Source organism: Streptomyces sp. NPDC088732 (assembly GCF_044751205.1).
GTDB lineage: Bacteria > Actinomycetota > Actinomycetes > Streptomycetales > Streptomycetaceae > Actinacidiphila.
Genome location: NZ_JBIVLI010000019.1, coordinates 78,052 through 96,865, shown reverse-complemented (window position 1 = coordinate 96,865; position 18,814 = coordinate 78,052). Strand labels below are relative to the sequence as shown.

Annotated in this window: 30 protein-coding genes; all 30 read left to right on the top strand. The window is 70.9% G+C overall.

Features of this window, described 5'->3' with window-relative positions; genetic code table 11:
* Positions 1-121: 121 nt before the first annotated feature.
* The gene (locus ACIP9H_RS29470; protein ID WP_401961722.1) at positions 122-742 is read left to right on the top strand and encodes a YecA family protein; all 621 of its coding nucleotides are present in this window, start codon (positions 122-124) and stop codon (positions 740-742) included.
* 64 nt (positions 743-806) lie between these two features.
* Positions 807-1,097 (top strand): hypothetical protein, encoded by a 291-nt coding sequence (locus ACIP9H_RS29465; RefSeq protein ID WP_401961719.1) that lies wholly within the window; start codon positions 807-809, stop codon positions 1,095-1,097.
* A gap of 67 nt (positions 1,098-1,164) precedes the next feature.
* Positions 1,165-1,341: a hypothetical protein gene (locus ACIP9H_RS29460; RefSeq protein ID WP_401961717.1), complete on the top strand. Its 177-nt coding sequence runs from the start codon at positions 1,165-1,167 to the stop codon at positions 1,339-1,341.
* Positions 1,338-1,958, top strand: a complete 621-nt coding sequence (locus ACIP9H_RS29455; protein WP_401961714.1) for a hypothetical protein — start codon at positions 1,338-1,340, stop codon at positions 1,956-1,958. Before ACIP9H_RS29460 ends, ACIP9H_RS29455 begins: the two co-directional genes overlap by 4 nt.
* Positions 1,959-2,518: 560 nt before the next feature.
* Positions 2,519-2,782: a hypothetical protein gene (locus ACIP9H_RS29450; RefSeq protein WP_401961711.1), complete on the top strand. Its 264-nt coding sequence runs from the start codon at positions 2,519-2,521 to the stop codon at positions 2,780-2,782.
* Entirely contained in the window at positions 2,779-3,147 is a 369-nt protein-coding gene (locus ACIP9H_RS29445; protein WP_401961710.1) for a DUF6907 domain-containing protein, read from the top strand. Before ACIP9H_RS29450 ends, ACIP9H_RS29445 begins: the two co-directional genes overlap by 4 nt.
* Entirely contained in the window at positions 3,144-3,335 is a 192-nt protein-coding gene (locus tag ACIP9H_RS29440; RefSeq protein ID WP_401961708.1) for a hypothetical protein, read from the top strand. Before ACIP9H_RS29445 ends, ACIP9H_RS29440 begins: the two co-directional genes overlap by 4 nt.
* Positions 3,332-4,504 (top strand): conjugal transfer protein, encoded by a 1,173-nt coding sequence (locus tag ACIP9H_RS29435; RefSeq protein ID WP_401961705.1) that lies wholly within the window; start codon positions 3,332-3,334, stop codon positions 4,502-4,504. The genes ACIP9H_RS29440 and ACIP9H_RS29435 overlap by 4 nt, the downstream gene beginning before the upstream one ends.
* Complete coding sequence (locus ACIP9H_RS29430) at positions 4,501-4,815, top strand: hypothetical protein (RefSeq protein ID WP_401961702.1); 315 nt, start codon at positions 4,501-4,503, stop codon at positions 4,813-4,815. Before ACIP9H_RS29435 ends, ACIP9H_RS29430 begins: the two co-directional genes overlap by 4 nt.
* On the top strand, positions 4,815-4,970 hold the full coding sequence (locus tag ACIP9H_RS29425) for a hypothetical protein (protein ID WP_401961699.1): 156 nt from the start codon (positions 4,815-4,817) through the stop codon (positions 4,968-4,970). The genes ACIP9H_RS29430 and ACIP9H_RS29425 overlap by 1 nt, the downstream gene beginning before the upstream one ends.
* Before the next feature lie 72 nt (positions 4,971-5,042).
* Positions 5,043-7,166, top strand: coding sequence for an FtsK/SpoIIIE domain-containing protein (locus ACIP9H_RS29420; RefSeq protein ID WP_401961696.1), 2,124 nt, complete (start codon positions 5,043-5,045; stop codon positions 7,164-7,166).
* 185 nt (positions 7,167-7,351) lie between these two features.
* Complete coding sequence (locus ACIP9H_RS29415; RefSeq protein WP_401961694.1) at positions 7,352-7,528, top strand: hypothetical protein; 177 nt, start codon at positions 7,352-7,354, stop codon at positions 7,526-7,528.
* Between the two features lie 189 nt (positions 7,529-7,717).
* Entirely contained in the window at positions 7,718-8,071 is a 354-nt protein-coding gene (locus tag ACIP9H_RS29410; protein WP_401961692.1) for a hypothetical protein, read from the top strand.
* Positions 8,072-8,139: 68 nt separating this feature from the next.
* Positions 8,140-8,496 carry a hypothetical protein gene (locus tag ACIP9H_RS29405; protein ID WP_401961691.1) on the top strand — a complete coding sequence of 119 codons (357 nt, stop codon included), beginning with the start codon at positions 8,140-8,142 and terminating at the stop codon, positions 8,494-8,496.
* A 192-nt stretch (positions 8,497-8,688) separates the two neighbouring features.
* The gene (locus ACIP9H_RS29400; RefSeq protein ID WP_401961688.1) at positions 8,689-9,147 is read left to right on the top strand and encodes a hypothetical protein; all 459 of its coding nucleotides are present in this window, start codon (positions 8,689-8,691) and stop codon (positions 9,145-9,147) included.
* On the top strand, positions 9,131-10,765 hold the full coding sequence (locus ACIP9H_RS29395; RefSeq protein ID WP_401961685.1) for a hypothetical protein: 1,635 nt from the start codon (positions 9,131-9,133) through the stop codon (positions 10,763-10,765). Before ACIP9H_RS29400 ends, ACIP9H_RS29395 begins: the two co-directional genes overlap by 17 nt.
* Before the next feature lie 11 nt (positions 10,766-10,776).
* Entirely contained in the window at positions 10,777-12,270 is a 1,494-nt protein-coding gene (locus ACIP9H_RS29390; protein WP_401961683.1) for a phage portal protein, read from the top strand.
* A complete protein-coding gene (locus ACIP9H_RS29385; protein WP_401961681.1) occupies positions 12,267-13,232 on the top strand; it encodes a hypothetical protein in 966 nt (321 codons plus the stop codon). Before ACIP9H_RS29390 ends, ACIP9H_RS29385 begins: the two co-directional genes overlap by 4 nt.
* Positions 13,233-13,284: 52 nt before the next feature.
* The gene (locus ACIP9H_RS29380; protein WP_401961678.1) at positions 13,285-14,013 is read left to right on the top strand and encodes a hypothetical protein; all 729 of its coding nucleotides are present in this window, start codon (positions 13,285-13,287) and stop codon (positions 14,011-14,013) included.
* 17 nt (positions 14,014-14,030) lie between these two features.
* Positions 14,031-14,897 carry a P22 coat protein - protein 5 domain protein gene (locus tag ACIP9H_RS29375; protein ID WP_401961676.1) on the top strand — a complete coding sequence of 289 codons (867 nt, stop codon included), beginning with the start codon at positions 14,031-14,033 and terminating at the stop codon, positions 14,895-14,897.
* A gap of 15 nt (positions 14,898-14,912) precedes the next feature.
* A complete protein-coding gene (locus ACIP9H_RS29370; RefSeq protein WP_401961673.1) occupies positions 14,913-15,278 on the top strand; it encodes a hypothetical protein in 366 nt (121 codons plus the stop codon).
* A gap of 1 nt (position 15,279) precedes the next feature.
* Positions 15,280-15,624 carry a hypothetical protein gene (locus tag ACIP9H_RS29365; protein ID WP_401961671.1) on the top strand — a complete coding sequence of 115 codons (345 nt, stop codon included), beginning with the start codon at positions 15,280-15,282 and terminating at the stop codon, positions 15,622-15,624.
* A gap of 16 nt (positions 15,625-15,640) precedes the next feature.
* Positions 15,641-16,231, top strand: a complete 591-nt coding sequence (locus tag ACIP9H_RS29360) for a hypothetical protein (RefSeq protein ID WP_401961670.1) — start codon at positions 15,641-15,643, stop codon at positions 16,229-16,231.
* Positions 16,228-16,572 carry a head-tail adaptor protein gene (locus ACIP9H_RS29355; RefSeq protein WP_401961667.1) on the top strand — a complete coding sequence of 115 codons (345 nt, stop codon included), beginning with the start codon at positions 16,228-16,230 and terminating at the stop codon, positions 16,570-16,572. The genes ACIP9H_RS29360 and ACIP9H_RS29355 overlap by 4 nt, the downstream gene beginning before the upstream one ends.
* A 1-nt stretch (position 16,573) precedes the next feature.
* Positions 16,574-16,912 (top strand): hypothetical protein, encoded by a 339-nt coding sequence (locus tag ACIP9H_RS29350; protein ID WP_401961665.1) that lies wholly within the window; start codon positions 16,574-16,576, stop codon positions 16,910-16,912.
* A complete protein-coding gene (locus tag ACIP9H_RS29345) occupies positions 16,912-17,085 on the top strand; it encodes a hypothetical protein (RefSeq protein WP_401961662.1) in 174 nt (57 codons plus the stop codon). The genes ACIP9H_RS29350 and ACIP9H_RS29345 overlap by 1 nt, the downstream gene beginning before the upstream one ends.
* A gap of 3 nt (positions 17,086-17,088) precedes the next feature.
* Positions 17,089-17,490, top strand: a complete 402-nt coding sequence (locus ACIP9H_RS29340; protein ID WP_401961659.1) for an HK97-gp10 family putative phage morphogenesis protein — start codon at positions 17,089-17,091, stop codon at positions 17,488-17,490.
* Entirely contained in the window at positions 17,487-17,903 is a 417-nt protein-coding gene (locus ACIP9H_RS29335) for a DUF3168 domain-containing protein (RefSeq protein WP_401961656.1), read from the top strand. Before ACIP9H_RS29340 ends, ACIP9H_RS29335 begins: the two co-directional genes overlap by 4 nt.
* A 64-nt stretch (positions 17,904-17,967) precedes the next feature.
* Entirely contained in the window at positions 17,968-18,381 is a 414-nt protein-coding gene (locus ACIP9H_RS29330) for a phage tail tube protein (protein WP_401961653.1), read from the top strand.
* Positions 18,382-18,404: 23 nt separating this feature from the next.
* The gene (locus ACIP9H_RS29325; protein ID WP_401961652.1) at positions 18,405-18,806 is read left to right on the top strand and encodes a hypothetical protein; all 402 of its coding nucleotides are present in this window, start codon (positions 18,405-18,407) and stop codon (positions 18,804-18,806) included.
* Positions 18,807-18,814: the final 8 nt, after the last annotated feature.

Below are 18,814 nucleotides of genomic sequence, written 5' to 3'. Positions count from 1 at the left end.
AATTAAAAATCCTGCGTTACGCGAAAGCCCAGGTGGCCTCGCGAACCGCTGTCGGAACCTCGGTTCCGACAATCCGAGTTCCGACACCACCGAACGTCACCATCCTGACGAAGGGACTCCCATGACCGTCCGCCGCTTCCTCACCGAGATCGAACTCGACAAGGTCATCGACTACCTCGCCGGCAAGGCCGACCTCACCGTCGCCACGCTCGACCAGTTCGACGCCGCCGCCCGCGACATGGCGGGCATGACCTTCACCATGGCGGCCGACGCCGCGACCCGCGGGGACCGTTCCTTCCTCGGCTCACTGCCCCAGGACCTCGCGACCCGCAAGCGCCTGGTCCGCCCCCAGCTGAGGATGATGCTCGCCGCGATGAGCGCCGGGGTCACCCACCTGTGCGCGCACACCCGGCAGATCCGCCCGCTCCTGCTGTCCTGCGACCCGCCGTCCATGGTCTGCATGGAGCCGGCCTGCATCGCGAAGGTCGACCAGCACGCGAAGGCGACCGGCTTCCACTGGGACCACCAGTGCGACGGGTGCGGCCAGCCCACCGAGACCGTGTACGCGCACCTCACCACGTTCGGCCCGCTCAGCGTCAGCGGGCACCTGTGCCAGCCGTGCTCGGCCGAGGCGACGAACGTCGCTACCGAGGCTGCCGCGTTCCAGGTGCTCGGCCGCAAGAGCCCGTGCCCGTGCGGCTCCGGCCGCCGGTTCAAGCGCTGCCACGGCCGCGACGTGTAACCGGCCGGGCCTGTTGCTGTCAGGCCCGCCCGTACCACCCACCATCACACACAAGGAGAACCCCATGAACCTCACCGTCGGCAGCGTCACCAACATGGCCCCCGCCAATGCGGACTGGCACATCGCGTTCGACCTCGGCGGCGACAGCGACATCGTCGTCTGCCCGGTCATCGGTTGGGCCACCGTCGTCACCGCGCGCATGGAGGACGGCGCCGTGATCACTGAGATCCAGCCCGCGTTCGTGTGGGGCGGCCAGGTGTGGACCGAAGCCGAGCTGCGGGTGCACGCGCCCGGCCTGGGTTCGGTCTCGCTGCGGCACCCGCACCTGGCCGCGACCGCGGGGCCGAAGGTCTGACAGCAAGCCGGCCGGCCCCGCGGGATTCGGGGCCGGCCTCCACCCAGCACACCACAAGGAGGACCACATGACCGAGCACGAGATCAGCATCCTGCTCTGGGGGATCAGCATCGGCGTTGCATACATGCTGGTTATCCACATGGCCGCCGTGCTTGTGCACCAGGCTGTGGATAACCGGCGTGACCGTAAGGCCATCGAGCGCGCGCGGCAGCTGCTCGCCCAGGACGCCGAGGCGGACGCGTGATCAGCTGCGGCCTGTGCGAGGTAGCCAACGACAACGGCTACCTGTGCCGAGGCGACGCCCTCGTCCTCGCCCGACACCTGGAACTCCTGCCCCGCATCTTCCACGCCCTGGGCGCCTTCCTGGCGCCCGGCGCCGCGCCGGTCGGCGAGCGCGTCTCCAGCAGCCCGGCCGGCTCGCGCATGCCCGTCAACGAGGACGTGATCGACCTCCGCTACGGCGGCATGACCATCACGCTTGAGCGGTGGCGCGCCGACGTCCAGGCCTTCCGCGGCTGGGGCCAGCCCGCCATCGAGGGCGACATGGAGCGCCGCCTGTACGCGGCGGTGCGCTGGCTGGGCATGGAGCTGGACTGGATCGCCGGGAACTACCCGCCCGCCGGCGACCTGGCGCGCGAGGTGCGCGAGATCCGGCGAGCCGGCCTGTCCATCATCGGCGCCCTGCCCGACCACGGCCGCCGCATCGGCCAGTGCGTGGCCGGGTTCCCCGACGGCTCGGTGTGCGGGGCGGCGCTGTGGCACCGGCCGGAGGAGAAGCGGATCGTCTGCCCGTGGTGCCAGTGCATCTACGAGCCGCGGGACTTCGAGATGCTCCGCTCCCTGCAGCCGGAGGGGGCGTGAGCGTTGCGCAACCATGGCATAGCACAGGGGGGGTGTGCTAGTCTCCTGGAGGTGGAAACACCACCATGGCGGGACCGCCTCCATGCCGAAGACGAGCTGCTGGAACAGCTCGGCCAACGCACGGAGCAAGCCCGCAGACGAAGAGCACAAGCCCTGCAAGACGGGGTCCGGGAGTTCGGCAGTGTCTACGCGCTGGCGAAGCACCTGAGCCTCAGTGAGACCGCGATCTCCAACGCGATCAAGAAGTACGGGTCTGCTGGAACAGGCCCTGCCACAACCGCATAACGCAGAACGGGAGCCGAGGCAGCAGCTCCACCGGTGCTGGAACACCAGTGGGCGCGCGCACCACCTCGACTCCCTGACCAGGACCCCCTTGCCGTTACCAAGGAGAACCCGGCTATGCCGAATCCTGCCGCGCCTATGTCGGCCGACACAACTTCTGCCATGCCCGCCCGCCGCCTCATCGCCGCCGGCATCATCCGCCGCCGCGACGGCCGCACCACCACGATCACCGCCACCCCCGCCGGCGTCACCGGCAGCATCCGCCCGGCGGGTGCCCGATGAGCGACCTTGCGCCCGACGTCCGCGACCTCATCGAGGCCGCCGTCGAAGCCCTCACCGTCCCGCGACCGGCCGAGACGCGAGACCTCGACACGTTCGTCGACCTCGTCCGCACCCGCGCCGCTGACGTCCGCATCCAGCTCTCCAGCCTGCTGCGATCCCCGGAACTGTTCACCCTCGCCGAGCGCGCCGAACGCCTCCGCGAGTGGACCGCCGACAACCCCGCCACCTACACCGTGCAGCAGGACGGGGGCCAGGGATGAGCGCCCGCACCTGGACCCTGGAGACCTCCGACGCCGGCGAAGTCACCTTCACCTGCCCCGACTGGTGCGTCATTCAGCACCGCAGCGGCGGCTTCATCGAGGACATTGCCCACCTCGCCGCCGAGGACCAGTTCGAGGTCCCGACATCGCTCGGACGCGTCGCCCTACAGACCGGCTGGGGCCGGTACGAGTACGGCACCCCCGAGCACACCGCGCCGTTCCTCGTCACCGAGGTCCACGCCACGGTCTACCCCGAACGGCTCGGCCAGGTCGAAGAGCTGGCGCAAGCCCTCGAAGCCCTCGCCGTGTTCGTCCGTGACCTCGCACCCCGCCTGACCGACCTGCAGCAGGAGGCCGGACGATGAAGCCCCTGCTGCTCGGCGCCGTCCTGGCGCTGCTCTGGCTGCTCACCCCGGGCGTGCTCGCCGCCGCGCTCGGCCTGGTCGCCGCGGTCCTCGTCGGCGCCGCCGGCCAGCCCGCGGTCTGGGCGTTCATCGCCGGCCTCGCCGCGTACCCCCGCCTCGCCCGCGCCACCCGGAGGTGGACCCGATGAGCAGCCCCCAGTCCCTGACCAAGGGCCAGATCGGCGTCCTCGCCCTGGCCGCCCTGCCGATGATCGCCGTCGGTGTGGCCGGCGCGATCGGCACCTACGCCAACGCGACCTCGGTACTCCACCGCTCGGAGACCGCGCTCGGCGTCGTCGCGGCCGGCGAGGGCGCCACCCTCGTTGCCGCGCTCGTGATGATCGGCGTGACGATGCTCGGCCAGTCCGCCCCAACCGTGATCCGCGCCGCCCTGTGGCTGCTGCCGTCCGCGGCCGCCGTCATGGGCATCGCGATCGCCCCGACCGTGCGCGAGGCCATCGTGTACGGCATGACGCCGCTGGCGATGACCGCGGCCGCCGAGGGCATCTCGTTCCTCGCCCGCCGGATCGTCGTCCACCGCACGGGCGTCGACGCCGAGACCCTGCGCCGCAACGCGAGCACCGTCCAGCAGCTGGCCTATCACCAGGCGCGGGCGGTCAACCACCCGTCCGACTGGGCCCGGAAGCTGTCGGAGCGGAAGGCCTGGCGGTTGGCCAAGCGGGTTGGCGTAGGCGACACCGAGCTGGGCGCGCGCCTGGTCGAGGTGCAGCGTGACCGGCTCCGCGAGGGGGCGGACGCGGCGCTGGCAGGCATGTACGGCGGCACGCTCCCGGAGCTCCCGGCCGCCGAGCACCAGCCCGAGGTGACCACGCTGGCGGAGCACTTCGCCGACGCCGCCGAGGTCGTCGCCGACGCCATGGCCGAGGTGACCATCGAGCGGGCCGCGCCCGTGCCGCCACCGCCGCCGGTCGTGCCGGCCGGAGCCCGGCCGCTGCCGATCGTCGCCCGGCCGAAGCCGCGCCCCGAACTGCCCCCGGCCATCCCGGTCCCGGTGGTCATGCCGCCGGTCGCCGAGCTGCCCCCGCCGCTGTACCGGTGGGACAACATCAGCGGCCAGTTGGCTGCCGCCAAGGTGACCGCCGCCCTGCCCGCCGAGACCCCCCGCCAGGTGGTCACCGAGACCATCACCCTCACCCCTGCTGACCTGCGCCGCGAGGCCCGCAAGCTCGACCGGGACGCGGTCAGGTCGACCCGGCGCCGCGTCACCATCCAGACCCTGCAGACCGAACTCGGCCTGTCCCGCCGCGACGCGACCGCGCTGCGCACCGAGATCGTCGGCGGAGGTGGTCAGGCATGAGCGACCTCAGCAAGGCGTCGCAGGACGCCGTCGACGCCGCCCGGCAGGGCGAGCGGTACGCCGAGATCCTCGCCGTCGTCGCCGCGGTGCAGGCCGGACAGCAGCAGGTGGCTTGCCACCACCCGGCGCCGGCCGGCCGGCAGTCGTCCGGTCAGGCCGCGAAGTGGATCGGCATCGGCGTCGGCGGCTCCGTGTTCCTGCTCGCCGTTGCCATCAGCGCGGTCGCGGTCGCGATCTCCGCGGTCGCCCTGACCGTGTGCCTGCTCGTCCTGCGCGGCATCTGGAACGACGTGCGGAAGGGCGGCAAGTGATGGCCCAGGACCCGCCGCTGACGGCCCGCGAGGCCGCCGAGATCGCCCGCATCACAGCGATGGCATGCATCCGCGGCGGCGTCCTCACCACCCGGCAGGAGAACCGCATCGAGCGGATCCTCGACGGCGCCCGCAAGCGGGCCGACAAGAAGTAGCCCCGGGGCGGCCGGCACCTGCCAGGGAACGGCCGCCCCGGGTCCCATCCCGTTCCGGACGGAGAGATCATTATGTCGCACACCGTTCTCAGCCTCGCCAAGCACACCTCGGAAGCCCCGCCCGAGCCCCCGGCCCGAGCCGAACCCCAACCGGCTCCCGCCGAACCTGCCCTGCGACGTGCCCGCCGCCGCGCCCACGCCGTCGTCACCCACGACCGCACCCGCTTCGTCCTCCGCCAGGCCATGTACGTCGGCGGAGGCCTCGCCTTCACCGCCCGCCGCACCTGGGACTCCCGCAGCGCCGCCCGATACGAGCGCATGATCCGCGCCGCCGAGATCGCCGGCCGCTGGGACGAGGCCAAGGAGTGGGAAGGGCGCGGCCGCCAGTTCCGCGCCGCCCGCCACCAGCGCCGCATGGACCTGATCAACTCGCCCGTGCGCCTGGCCAAGGGCGCCGTTTGGACCGCAGGCCTCGGCACCGGCACCCTGCTGGCCCTCGGCATCGCCATGGCCATCTACAACCGCGACCTCGCCGACGTCGTCGCCCCCATCCAGGCCGTCCTGGAGCTCATCCACTGGGCCACCGTCGTCGTCGCCGTCGTCTGGTGGCCCGCCGTCCTCGCCTCGCCGTTCGCCACGCTCGCCTACCTGTGGCACGCCGGCCGCAAGCACCAGACCGCCCCGCAGTGGATGCTCCCGGTCAAGCAGCGCAGCCTCGACGACGAGCCCATCACCCCGTCGATCGTCGTCAAGGCCTTCCGCGACCTCGGCATCGCGCAGCTGCGCAAGGCCCTGCTCGCCATGGAGGACGCCGGCGCCTCCCTGCTCGGCCCTATCCGCCTCGCCGGGTGCGGCGTCGAGGTCGACGTCGCCCTGCCGTCCGGCGTCAGCACGGAGGAGATCCTCGGCCGCCGCCGCAAGGTCGCCGAGAACCTCAACCGGCACGAGCACGAGGTGTTCATCACCATCCCGCCGCAGCCCCGCACCGTGCGCCTGTGGATCGCCGACTCCGGCGCCCTCGACGAGCCCATCGGCCCGTCCCCGCTGCTCCTCGACGAGGAGACCGCCGCGGACTACTACACCGGCAGCGCACCCTGGGGCCAGAACCTGCGCGGCGACGCGGTCGGCGTCAGCGTCTTCCAACGGCACATCCTGCTCACCGGCCTGTCCAACCAGGGCAAGACCGCCAGCCTGCGGGCCCTGGCCCTGTGGCTGGCACTCGACTCCACCGTCGACTTCCGCATCGCCGACCTCAAGGGCGTCGGCGACTGGCGCATGTTCCTCGACCTGGCCAGCATCCTCATCCAGGGCCCCACCGACGAGCACGTCATGGAGGCCACGCACATGGTCGAGGGCGGCGTCGACGAGATGCAGCGCCGCATCGAGCTGCTGGAACAGTCCGGCGCCACCGACGGCGTCACCCGCGACATGGCCCGCACCGACCCCCGGTTCCGGCCGATCGTGTTCATCGTCGACGAGGCCCAGGTCGCCTACGGCTGTGGCGCCAAGGGCCCCGACAACCGGCCCTACGGCGGCAGCAAGGCCACGTCCCGCTACTTCCAGGCCGTCAAGAAGATCCACGACCAGGGCCGGGCCGTGAACGTCACCATCTGGGAAGGCACCCAGGACCCCACCGACGAGAACCTGCCCAAGCGGTCCCGCGAGGGCAATCACATCCGCGGCTCGCTGGTCCTCGGTACCGAGTCGCAGGCCAAGATGGCGCTCGGCGAGGCCCCGGTCGACGCCGGCGCCGCTCCGCACAAGCTCCGCCGCGGCCTCGACCGAGGCACGCTCGTCGTCGCAGGCGAGGGAATCAAGATGGACGCCGGGCAGTCCTCGGTGACCGTCCGCACGCACTTCATCAGCGGCAAGGACGCCGCGGTCGTCACCGACCGCGCGAAGGCCCGCCGCAACGGCGTCACCACCCTCAGCGTCGTCGAGGCGCCCGAAGAGGTCGACGTCCTGGCCGACGTCCTCGCTGTCCTCGGCACGGAACCCCGCGTGCGGACCCAGGAGGTTCTGCAGGGCCTCGCGCAGCGCAACCCCGGCCAGTACAAGGGCTGGACGTTCGGCGACCTCACCGGCGTCCTGGAGGAGGCAGGCGCCGCCCCGTACAAGTCCGAGGGCGTCATGGTCGTCGCCCTCAAGCGCGTCGAGGACGCCCTCGCAGCCCGCGAGGAGGCCGCCGGCGAGTGAGGGAGGCGCCGGGGAGGCAGGGAGTTCTCCCCGGCCGCCTCCCCGGCTCCGGGAACCCGCCGTGATCAGCGCAAACGATGTTGTGAGGGAGGCAGGGAGGCAGGGGTATCCACAGTCTGGAGAGCCTGCCGGGCAGCCCTCCGACCTGCCCCTACAGCCTCCCTCCCTGCCGCATCATGGAGAGCATGAGCACCCCGCGCCGCCGCCTCGCCGACACCCAAGCCGCAGCCCTCGCCGCCGACGTCAAGCCCGGCACCATCCGCGTCTGGATCCACCGCGGCAAGCTCCAGAAACACGGCCGCGACCACGCCGGCCGCGACCTCATCGACCTCGACGAACTCCAGCAGCTCAAGGCCTCTTGACCAGCGTCCTTCACGGGTGTAACACTCGCTGGAGATCACCCTGCCCAAAAGCAGGTGACCAGGCCGCTTCCAGGGCCCCGCGCTCACCGAGTCGGGGCCCTCGGCATGTCACAGAACTGCCACACAGCAGACACACAGGCCCAGAACCGCACATGATGCCCCCTCAGCCACAAAGCACCAGGGGGAACCATGCGCACCCGCACCGCCGCCGTCACCACCGCACTGCTCGCCGCCCCGCTCCTCACCGCCTGCGGCAACATCGACGACAAGCCCGACGAGACGTCCGCCGCCGTGATGTGCGAAGACTTCGTCAAGGACCGCCTCAAGTCCCCAGGCTCAGCCGACTTCCCCGGCGTCTGGGACGAGGACTACGCCAAGACCACCACACTCCACAGCACCAAGCCGTGGAAGTTCCAGGTAGCCGGCGTGGTCGACAGCCAGAACACCTTCGGCGCCAAGGTCCGCAGCACCTACGTCTGCACGATCTCCACCAAGGACAACAAGACCTGGCAGCTCGACGACATGGCCATCGCCGACCGCTGACCTACTACCGACCCCGGCCCGGCCGACGCCACTTGCGAGGCCGGGCCGAGTCACGTCCGGGAGGCGCCATGCCACGCCGCGCCATGCAGGTGTGCCCCACGCCCGGATGCCCCGCCCTCACCCCCAGCGGACGGTGCCCCGCCTGCCAGGCCGAGGCCACCCAGGCCAGGCCCAGGCACAAGGACGCAGGTCGAGGCAAGGCATGGCGTGATGCCAGCGCCGCCTACCTCCAAGACCATCCGTACTGCGAGGGCGAGTGCTGCGCCTCGCTCCCTCCCCTGCAGCGCGACCGCGCCACCGAGGTCGACCACATCGACGGCCTCGGCCCGCTCGGCCCACGAGGGTTCGACCCCAGCAACTGGCAGGCCATGAGCAAGCGGCACCACAGTGCCAAGACCGCGCGCGAAACCTGGGGAATTTCGTGACGGATTTCGTCACGGTCCGCGACCAGACCCAGGGGGAGGACCCCGGCCGGCTGGGGGGCCGACGACGCGGGGGAGGGCTGGCCCCGGTGCGCCGGGTTCAGAGGTCCAAGGCCGTCACGCAAGGTGACGGCAATCGGTGCTGCGCAACGCAGCGTTGAAGGAGTGATCGAGATGCCGCGTGGTGGTGCGCGCGTGACGTCCGGACCGCCGCCGGACCCGACGTCGCTGCGCAGTGCGAAGACGATGGACAAGGGCGGCTGGCGGACGCTGCCCGCCGAGGGCCGCCCGGGTGACCTGCCCGAGTGGCCGCTGACCGAGGCGACCGACCGGGAGCTGGACCTCTGGCACGACCTGTGGGCCAAGCCCCAGGCCGTGATGTGGGAGGAGATGGGCCAGGCCCTGGAGGTGGCGCTGTTCGCGCGGACGCTGGCGGAGGCCGAGCGGGCGGACGCGCGCGTCGACGTGAAGAAGATGGTGCGCGGGTACCTCGACTCGCTCGGGCTGAGCGTGGCTGGCATGAACCGGAACCGATGGAAGATCGCTCCGGCGATCGAGGAGCCCGTCGAGGTGCCCAGCGCCGCGCCTGCTCCGGCTCGACGTCCATCGGCCCGTGACCGCCTGAAGGTCGTGCCCAGTGGCGAAGGGCCCTGACACCCCCGCCGAGTTCGTCGTCGATTTCCCCACCCTGTGGATCGTCCCCGACTGGATCGAACGGCACTGCCCGGTGCCCGACGGCTTCCGGGTCGGCGAGGACATGAAGTTGTACCCGTGGCAGCTGTGGTGCACCGTCAACCACTACCGGGTGAAGCCGTCCGCGACCGTGGGCCAGTTGGCGCCGGCGTTCCACTACCGGCGCAGCCAGGTCGTGGCCCCGCAGAAAACCGGCAAGGGCCCGTGGTCCGCGACGATCGTCCTGGCCGAGGCCGCGGGCCCGGTCGTCTTCGCCGGCTGGGCGAAGGGCGGCGAGCGGTACCGCTGCTCGGACCATGGCTGCGGCTGCGGCTGGTGGTATGACTACGAGCCCGGCGACCCGATGGGCGTGCCGTGGCCGACGCCGCTGATCCAGCTGACGGCCACGTCCGAGGACCAGGTCGCCAACGTCTACCGGCCGCTGCAGTCGATGGTGAAGCGCGGGCCGCTCGGCGAGATGATGACGGTCGGCGAGGAGTTCACCCGGGTCGGCGACGACGGGCGGATCGACGTGGTCACCTCGTCCGCGCTGTCCAGGCTCGGTAACCCGATCATCTTCGCGATGCAGGACGAGACCGGCCTGTACACCACGGCGAACAAGCTGCGCCGTGTGGCGGATACCCAGCGCCGCGGCGTGGCCGGCATGGGCGGCCGGTCGATGGAGACCACGAACGGCTGGGACCCGTCGGAGAACTCGGTCGCACAGACCACGTCGGAGGCCAGGGCCAAGGACATCTTCCGGTACCACCCGCAGGCCCCGAAGTCGCTGTCGTACCTGGACAAACGGCAGCGCCGGAAGATCCACACGGTCGTCTACGCCGGGTCGACGCACGTCGACCTGGACGCGATCGAGGCCGAGGCCGCCGAGATCATGGAGAAGGACCCGGCCCAGGCCGAACGGTTCTTCGGCAACCGGTGCGTGGCCGGAGCCTCGTCCTGGCTGGACAGCGCGAAGTGGGCGGCCAAGGCCGAGCCGCGGCGCGTGCGCCCGATGACCCGCATCGTCCTCGGCTTCGACGGCTCAGACATGGACGACTGGACCGCGATCAGGGCCGAGACGATGGACGGCTACCAGTTCACCCCGCTGTACGGGGACGACGACCAGCCGACGATCTGGAACCCGGCGGACTACGAAGGCCAGGTGCCGCGCGCGGAAGTGCGCGCGGCGATGGACCAGCTGTTCCGGCGGTACGACGTGGTCCGGCTATACGCGGACCCGCCGTACTGGGACACCGAGGTCGACGAGTGGGTCGACCTGTACGGCGAGGAACGGGTGATCCGCTGGTACACCCGCCGCATCGTGCAGATGCACTCGGCGTGCGAGCGGCTGAAGACCGACGTGGTCAAACGCAACAGCGACGGCGCGGCGTTCACGCACGACGGGTGCGAGATCACCGCCGGGCACATCGCGAACACCCGCGCGGCGTCGCGCCCGGGAGATCGGTACGTGCTCCGCAAGGCGAGTGCCACCCAGAAGATCGACGCCACCGTGTCGAGCATCCTCGCCCACGAGGCGCTCGGCGACGTCATCGCCGCCGGCCTGGCCGAGCGGGCGGAGTCCTACTACTACGGCGCATGAGAGGAGGGCCCATGGCATCGGAGGGGCAGGCTCTCCAACTGGTCGCGCTGCTGGAGAACGAGTTGATCCGGCGGCGCGGCGACATCGACCGCCACAACGACTACTACCGCGGCAAGCACCCGCTGAAGTTCGCCTCGGACGAGTTCGCGAAGTACCACGGCGGCCGCTACAAGGGCTTCTGCGACAACTGGACTCAGGTCGTAGCGGACTCCCCGGTGGAGCGGCTGACCGTGAACGGGTTCCTGGCCGCCGGCGAGACCAAGGCGGACACGGATCTGTGGCAGGTCTGGCAGGTCAACGGCCTCGATGCCGACAGCCAGCTCGGGTTCCTTGGCGCGGTCACCGGCGCCCGCTGCTTCGTCCTGGTGTGGGGAGACCCCGACGACCCGGACATGCCGGTGGTCACCTTCGAGGACGCCTCGCAGTCCATCGTGGCCTACGAGCCCGGCTCGCGGATCCGCCGGCGGGCCGCGCTCAAGCGGTGGCAGGACGGCAACGAGGACTACGCCACGCTGTACCTGCCCGACGAGGTGTGGAAGTTCTGCCGCCCCTTGGCGCAGCAGGACAAGTCCCCGCAGGAAGCGGACGTCGACGAGGAGTTCAAGAGCTGGGCGCCGCGGGAGATGGGCGACGAACCGAACCCGCAGCCCAACCCCATGGGCGTCGTGCCGATGGTGGAGCTGCCGAACAAGCCGATGCTGGTCGACGACCCGATCAGCGACATCTCCGGCACGGTCGCGATGCAGGACGCGATCAACCTGCTGTGGGCGCAGATGTTCACCGCCTCGGACTACGCGTCGTTCCCGCAGCGCGTGATCCTCGGCGCCGAGCCGCCGAAGATCCCGAAGCTGAACAGCGCAGGGGAGATCATCGGTTCGGAACTGGTGGACATCAAGAAGTTCGCCGTCGACCGCGTCATGATCTTCCCCGGCAAGGACGCGAAGATCGCCGAGTGGCAGGCCGCGAACCTCGCCATGTACACCGACATGATCGAGGTCGCCGTCGGCCACCTCGCCGCGCAGACCCGCACCCCGCAGCACTACCTCATCGGCAAGATGGCCAACCTGTCCGCGGACAGCCTGCTGGCCGCTGAGACCGGCCTGGTCAAGCGCGTCGAGGAGAAGCACCTGTGGTTCGGCCAAGGCCTGCGCGAGGTCGCCCGGCTGATCGCCCTGGCCAAGGGCGACGACGCCAAGGCGCGGGCGCTGCGCTCGGGCCGCGTGCTGTGGGCCGACGTCGAGTCCCGCTCGCACGCGCAGATGGCCGACGCGCTACTCAAGCTCAAGCAGCTCGGGTTCCCTTTCGAGTGGCTGGCGCTGCGGTACGGGCTGACCCCGACCGAGGTCGCCGACGTGATGAAGCTGCGGGAGGCCGAGCTCGAAGCCGACCCCGTCACCGAACTGACACGGCAGATGACCGGGACGCCCGGCCCACTGCCGCAGGGCGCGCCGCCCGATGACCAGGGCGACCAGGCAGACCCGGAGGATCCGGAGCTGGCGGCATGAGCCCGTCCCCGGTGGCGCAGGCCCACGCCGAAGCCCGCCGCCGCCTCGCATCCGCGGCCGCACGCGCGGCCCTGCAGTCGTGGCAGAAGGTCGACCGGGACAACATCTACCTGTCGTGGATGGGGCTCCTGGCCAGCACGGTGGCGATCGTCGCCGGCGGGCAGCTGGCGGCCGCACAGTCCACGGAAACGTGGCTGCACCGGCTGCTCGGCGAAGACCCGGAACGGCCGGAGTCCGAGCGCATCGACCCGACCGCGTTCACCGGCGTCGACGGCGGCGGCCGGCCCCTGGCACTGGTGCTGGCGGCGCCAATGTGGGCGGCACTACGCGCGGTCACCCAGGGCAAGCCCGTCGTCCAGGCGATGGCGCACGGGCACGCGCTGCTGGAAGCCGTCGTCCGTACCGCGGTGGCTGACGCCGGCAGGTCCGCGGACTCGGTCGGCATGGTGTCCCGGCCCGCGGTCACCTCGTATGTGCGCGTCGTCGAGGGCGGCGCCTGCTCCAGGTGCGTGATCCTGGCGGGCAAGGAGTACGGCACGTCGACGGGGTTCCTGCGTCACCCGCGCTGCCACTGCGGGATGGAGCCGGTCACCCGCGACCACCGGCCGCGCCCGCAGGACCCGGTCGTGGTCTACGACCAGATGTCTGAGGCCCAGCGGCACAAGGCGTTCGGCGAGGCCGCTGTGAAGGCGATCGACGACGGCGCCGACATCGCCCAGGTCGTCAACGCCCGCCGGGGCATGAGCACCGCCGTGGTGTACGGGCAGAAGCTGCAGACCACCAGCGAGGGCATCACCCGCCGCGGCATCGCCGGCAAGCGGCTCGGTAACCAGGGCAAGGTGCCCGGCCGCCGCCTGCAGGTGTCGCTCACTCCGCGCCTGATGCCCGAAGAGATCTACCGCCTCGCTGACGACCGCGCGCACGCCGTGCGGCTGCTCCAGCGCAACGGCTACCTGACCTGATCCCTGCCCGCGGGGCGCAATGCCCCGGGCCTGTCCCGCAACGGGAGCACCCATGAACCGATCCACCCTGCCCCGCCACGCCCGCACGCACGCGCCCGGCTGGCAGCACCCCTACCCGGCCGACCCGTTCTCGCCCGTCCTGTACGCGGACGGCGGCGACGACGACCAGGACGACGCCGACGAGCAGGACGACTCCGGCGATGAAGACACCGGCGCCGAGGGCGACGACCAGGACGACGCCGACGACGACAAGGACCCGGACGGTGCCGAGGACCTGGGCGACAAGGGCAAGCGCGCACTCGCCTCCATGAAGGGCAAGTGGCGCGCGGAGCGGGACCGGGCCCGCGACCTGGAGCAGCGCCTGGCGGAGAAGGACGGCGCCGACGAGGCCGAGGTGACCCGCCGCAAGGCGGAGGCCGACGCCCTCGCCAAGGCGAACGGCCGGATCCTCAAGGCCGAGATCCGGGCCGCGGCCAAGGGCCGCCTGCACGACCCCAAGGACGCGCTGACCTTCCTCGACCTCGACCAGTTCGAGGTCGGCGAGGACGGCGAGATCGACCCCGAGGAGATCGAGGAAGCGATCACCGATCTCCTGAAGGACAAGCCCTACCTGGCAGCCGCAACGGCCAAGAGGTTCCAGGGCACGGGCGACGGCGGAGCGGCGCGCAAGGCGTCCCGACCGAAGCAGCTCACCCGAGCAGACCTGAAATCCATGAGCCCGGAGGAGATCGACAAGGCCCGCACCGACGGCCGGCTCGACGACCTCATGGGCGGCAAGTAGCCAGGAGGCAACCCACCATGACCGTGCGGAACTTCGTTCCCGAGATCTGGAGCTCCAAGCTCCTGGTCGCGACCCGCAAGGCCCTCGTCTACGCGGCCCCCAACGTCGTCAACCGCGACTACGAGGGCGAGATCGCGGAGGCCGGCGACACCGTCCGCATCACCTCGGTGTCCCGTCCGACGATCGGTACCTACGTGCCGGGCAACACGACGATCACCCCGGAGAAGCTCAACACCGCCCAGCGGACCCTGGTCGTCGACCAGTCGAAGTACTGGGCCGCGAGCATCGACGACGTCGACAAGCGGCAGGCCAAGTCCAACCTCATGCCGCAGGCCATGTCCGAGGCGGCGTTCGCTCTGGCCGACACCATCGACCAGTATGTCGCCAACCTCTACACCCAGATCGCCGCGGGCAACTTCCTGAACGTCCAGGGCTCGCCGATCGACACGTACACCACCCCGACCGACGCCTACGACAAGGTCCTCGTGCCGCTGCGCACGAAGCTCACGAAGGCGAACGTGACCACCGCCGGGCGGTACGTCGTCGTCCCGTCCGAGTTCTACGGGTCGCTGCTGCTGGACTCGCGGTTCATCAAGGCCAACGAGGCCGGCACGGACGCGGGCCTGCGCAACGGCCTGGTGGGACGCGCGGCCGGGTTCGACATCTACGAGTCGAACAACTGCCCCGTCCCGACCGGAGACACCACCGTCGTCCAGGCCGGCGTGAAGGAGGCCATCACCTTCGCGGAGCAGCTCAACAAGACCGAGGCCTACCGCCCGGAGAACTCGTTCTCCGACGCGGTCAAGGGCCTGGCCCTGTACGGCGCGAAGGTGATCCGCCCGGACCACCTGGCCGCCGCGTTCATCAACCCGACCGCCGCCTGATCGGAGGTATGAGACATGGCACGCACTTCCGTCCCGTACAGCAACCTCGTCCCCAACAGCAGCCTGGCCGACCCGGCCGGTACCGCTGTCACCTCTGGCGCCGGTAACGGAGGACAGGTCGCCAACGCCTTCGCCGAGCTGACCCTGCTGCGCGTCTCCAACGCGTCCGGCGGGTCCGGCACGGCCACGGTGCTGGCCGGTTCCCAGCCGCTGGCGATCGCGTCCGGTCAGGGCAACCTCGCCGTGACCGTCGCCAACAGCGCGACGCAGTGGATCGGCCCGGTCGAGTCCGGGCGGTTCCTGCAGAACGACGGGTCTCTGATCGTGGAGACCTCCGTCGCGATGACCGTCACCGCCTTCAAGATCCCGAGGAACACCTGACATGGCCAAGACCATCTACGTCCGGGGTGAGGGTGGGGCCATCATCGCGATGGACCTGCCCCTGCCCGAGAGCATCCAGGAGCGGTACGAGCGCGGCCTGATCCAGCGCGTCCATTCGGACGGCAGCCCGTACTACACCGCGCCGACGCCCGAACCCGACGAGGGCGACGGCGATGGCGATGGCGACAAGGGCGAGACCGGCGGGCAGCAGCCCTCCGACCCGGGCCGTCCCAACGTGAACGCAGCCAAGGCCGACTGGGTCGAGTACGTCGCCAAGCGCGGTGTGCTCTCCCGCGAGGACGCCGCGGCGTACACCAAGGCCGACCTGATCGACATGGTCAGCTGACAGCCGGGAGGCCACCGTGGCGCTTGACCCCCTCGCGTCGGTCTCCGACCTTGAGGCGCGTGGCCTGACCGTCGACGACACGGAGACCGCCATCGCCGGCGTCTACCTCGACGTGGCATCGCAGGCGGTGCGGGAAGCAGCCGGCTCGCCGATCTCGGAGACGACGTCGACGGTCACGCTGGAGGGCGAGGCCGGGCAGTGGCTGTCCCTGCCCGGCCTGCCCATCTCCGAGGTGACCGCAGTCGCCGTCGACGGCGAAGCGGTCACCGACTGGCGGCTGATCTCCCAACGGCTGTGGCGGGCCGCCGGCTGGACCGGCGGCAACGGCCCGTCCGAGGTCACCGTGACGCAGACACACGGTCTGCCCGTGGTGCCTGCCGACCTGGTCGACCTGGTGTGCCGGATGACCGCCGGAGCGCTCGCCGACTACCGCTCGGAAGACCTGACGGCGCAGGGCACGCGCGTCATCACCTCCGAGCGGATCGGCGACTACGCCGTCACCTACAGCAGCGACGGGCGCATCTCCGAGATGGACCTGCCGCAGTACTGGCGCGAACGGCTCGCCGCTCGCTTCGGTGGCGGCACCGACCTGGTGAGGTCGCGGTGAGCGTCGGCCGCTACCTGAACCGCCAGCTGGAGGTGTGGCGGCCCACCACCGTCCCGGACGGTGCGGGCGGTCAGGAAACCACGCTCGTCCTGCAGGGCACGGTGCGGGCGAAGGTCGACCAGCCCTCACCCACCGAGCGCCTGGTCGCCGCTCAGGCGGGCTCCCGGCACACGCACGACATCTGGCTCAGCCCACGCGCGGACGTCCAGCGCGGCGACCAGCTGCGCGGCACGGACGGGCTCGGGCAGGCCCAAGCGTTCCGGATCGGCTCGGTCGTCCAGCCGTCCAGGCCCGTGTACTCCAAGGCGTTCGCCGAGATCATCGAGAAGGAAGGGGCCTGACATGGCCGCTCTCAACGTGACGGCCGTGCCTGCGGGCACAGGCCTGCTGGACCTGAACGCGGCAGCGGTGGCCGCGGCCGGTGGCGGGGACTCCGCCCCGGTCGGTACCGGCCGGTTCCTGGTCATCGTCAACGGCGACGCCGCCCCGCACACCGCAACCCTGGCCACGCCGGGCAAGGTGCAGGGCCTCGACATCGCCAACGCCGCGATCACCGTGGCCGCGGGCAAGACCGCCGTCGTGCCCCTGACGCGCGTGTTCGCCGGCACGAACGGACGGGCCACGATCACCTACGACGGCGTCACCTCCGTCAAGGTCGCCGTCCTGGAGCTGGGCACCTGATGGCGGATGCCGAGCGGCCGCGGCTGCCGCAGACCGAGCCGCACGAAGCCCGCCGCCGCGCCGAGGACCTTCTCGGCCTCGGCGAGGTCGACATCCCGCAGGCCACCGCGTGGGCGCTGGTCGCGATCGCCGGCGAACTCGCAGAGATCCGCCGCACCCTGCGCCGGAGGTGAACCGTGGCACGACGACGAGGACGCGGCGGCCGCTCCGGCACCGTCGTGCAGGTCCAGGTGGAAGGCCTGGACCGCCTGCGCGCCCGGCTGGAGGAACTCGCCCCGGAACTGCTGGCCGCGGCCAAGCCCGCCGTGAAGGAAGCCGCCGAGTCCGTGAAGACCACCGTGCAGCAGCACGTCCGCGTGGACAGCGGCAACCTGCGCGACAGCGTGGACATCCGCTACCAGAACGACGGGTTGCAGGCCGAGATCGGCTGGCGCGACCGGGACGACGACTACGCGGCCCTGCACGAGCACGGCACCCGCAGGATCCCCGCGAACCCCGTCCTGGGCCCGGCCCTGGACGCCGAGCGCGCGCCGTTCCCCGACCGGATCCGCACTGAGGTCAGGCAGGCCCTGCCGTGACCGCACCTGCCCCGATGCTGCCCATCCAGCAGGCGCTGAGCGCACGCCTGTCGGGCGACGAGGACCTGCAGGCGCTGATCACTGGAGTGTTCGACTTCGTCCCGGAGAAGCAGGCGTACCCGTTCGTCGTGATCGGCGAGGCGACCGAGACGCCGGACAACCGGCACGGCGGATTCGGCCGGCAGACCTCGGTGACCCTGCACGTGTGGTCGCAGTACCGCGGCTACACCCAGGCCCTGCAGATCGGCGCCATCATCACCGGCCTGCTGGACCACCAGCCGCTACCCATCGCAGGGCTGGACTGGATCTCGACGCGGTTCGAGTTCTCCCAGACCCTCACCGACCCCGAGCCGCCGGGCGACATCCGGCACCTGGTGCTGCGCTACCGGATCACCACCGAGCAGTCCAGCTGACCCCCACCCGTACCGCCCCCGCGCCGCCGGCCCGGGGGCTTTGTCACACCTGCAGGAGGCTGACATGGCCGGCATCGACGGCTTCGGAACACTGCTCAAGCGCGGTGACGGCGGGGGCGTGGAGGCCTTCACCGCGATCGCGAACGCCACCGGCATCTCTGGCCCGGGCCTGTCGCGGGAGACCATCGACGTCACCGCCCACGACAGCCCAGACCAGTACATGGAGTTCGTCGGCGGCCTGAAGGACGGCGGCGAGGTCACGCTCGACGTGAACTACAACCCGGCCATCCACGACGTCCTGATCGACGACTTCGACGACGAGGACCCGCGCAACTACCAGCTGGTGTTCCCCGACCCGGACGAGACCACCTGGACCTTCGCCGCGATCATGACCGGCTTCGAGCCCGACGCGCCCTACGACGACAAGCTCTCCGCGTCGCTGACCTTCAAGGTCACCGGCAAGCCCACCATCTCCTGACGAGCGGCAAGGACACGCACCCCATGGGACTACTCAGCAAGACTCAGATCACCGACGTCGACGACCGCCAGTGGGAGGACGTCCCCGTACCCGAGTGGGGCGGCGAGGTCCGCATCCTCGGCATGTCCGGGACCGACCGCAACGCCTACCAGGCCGCCATGGTGACGCTCGGCTCCAACGGCAAGCCGCAGAGCGTCAACCTGAATGACCAGCTCGCCAAGCTGCTCGCCAAGTGCCTGGTGGACGAGGACTTCCAGCGGCTGTTCACCGACAAGGAGGTGCGCGACCTCGGCCGGAAGAACGGCGCCGTCCTGGAGCGGCTGTCCACAGTCGCACAGCGCCTGTCCGGCATCGGCAAGGACGCCGTGGAGACCGCGGCGGGAAACTCCGAAGCCGCCCCGAGCGGCTCTTCTACCACCGACTAGCAGGCCAC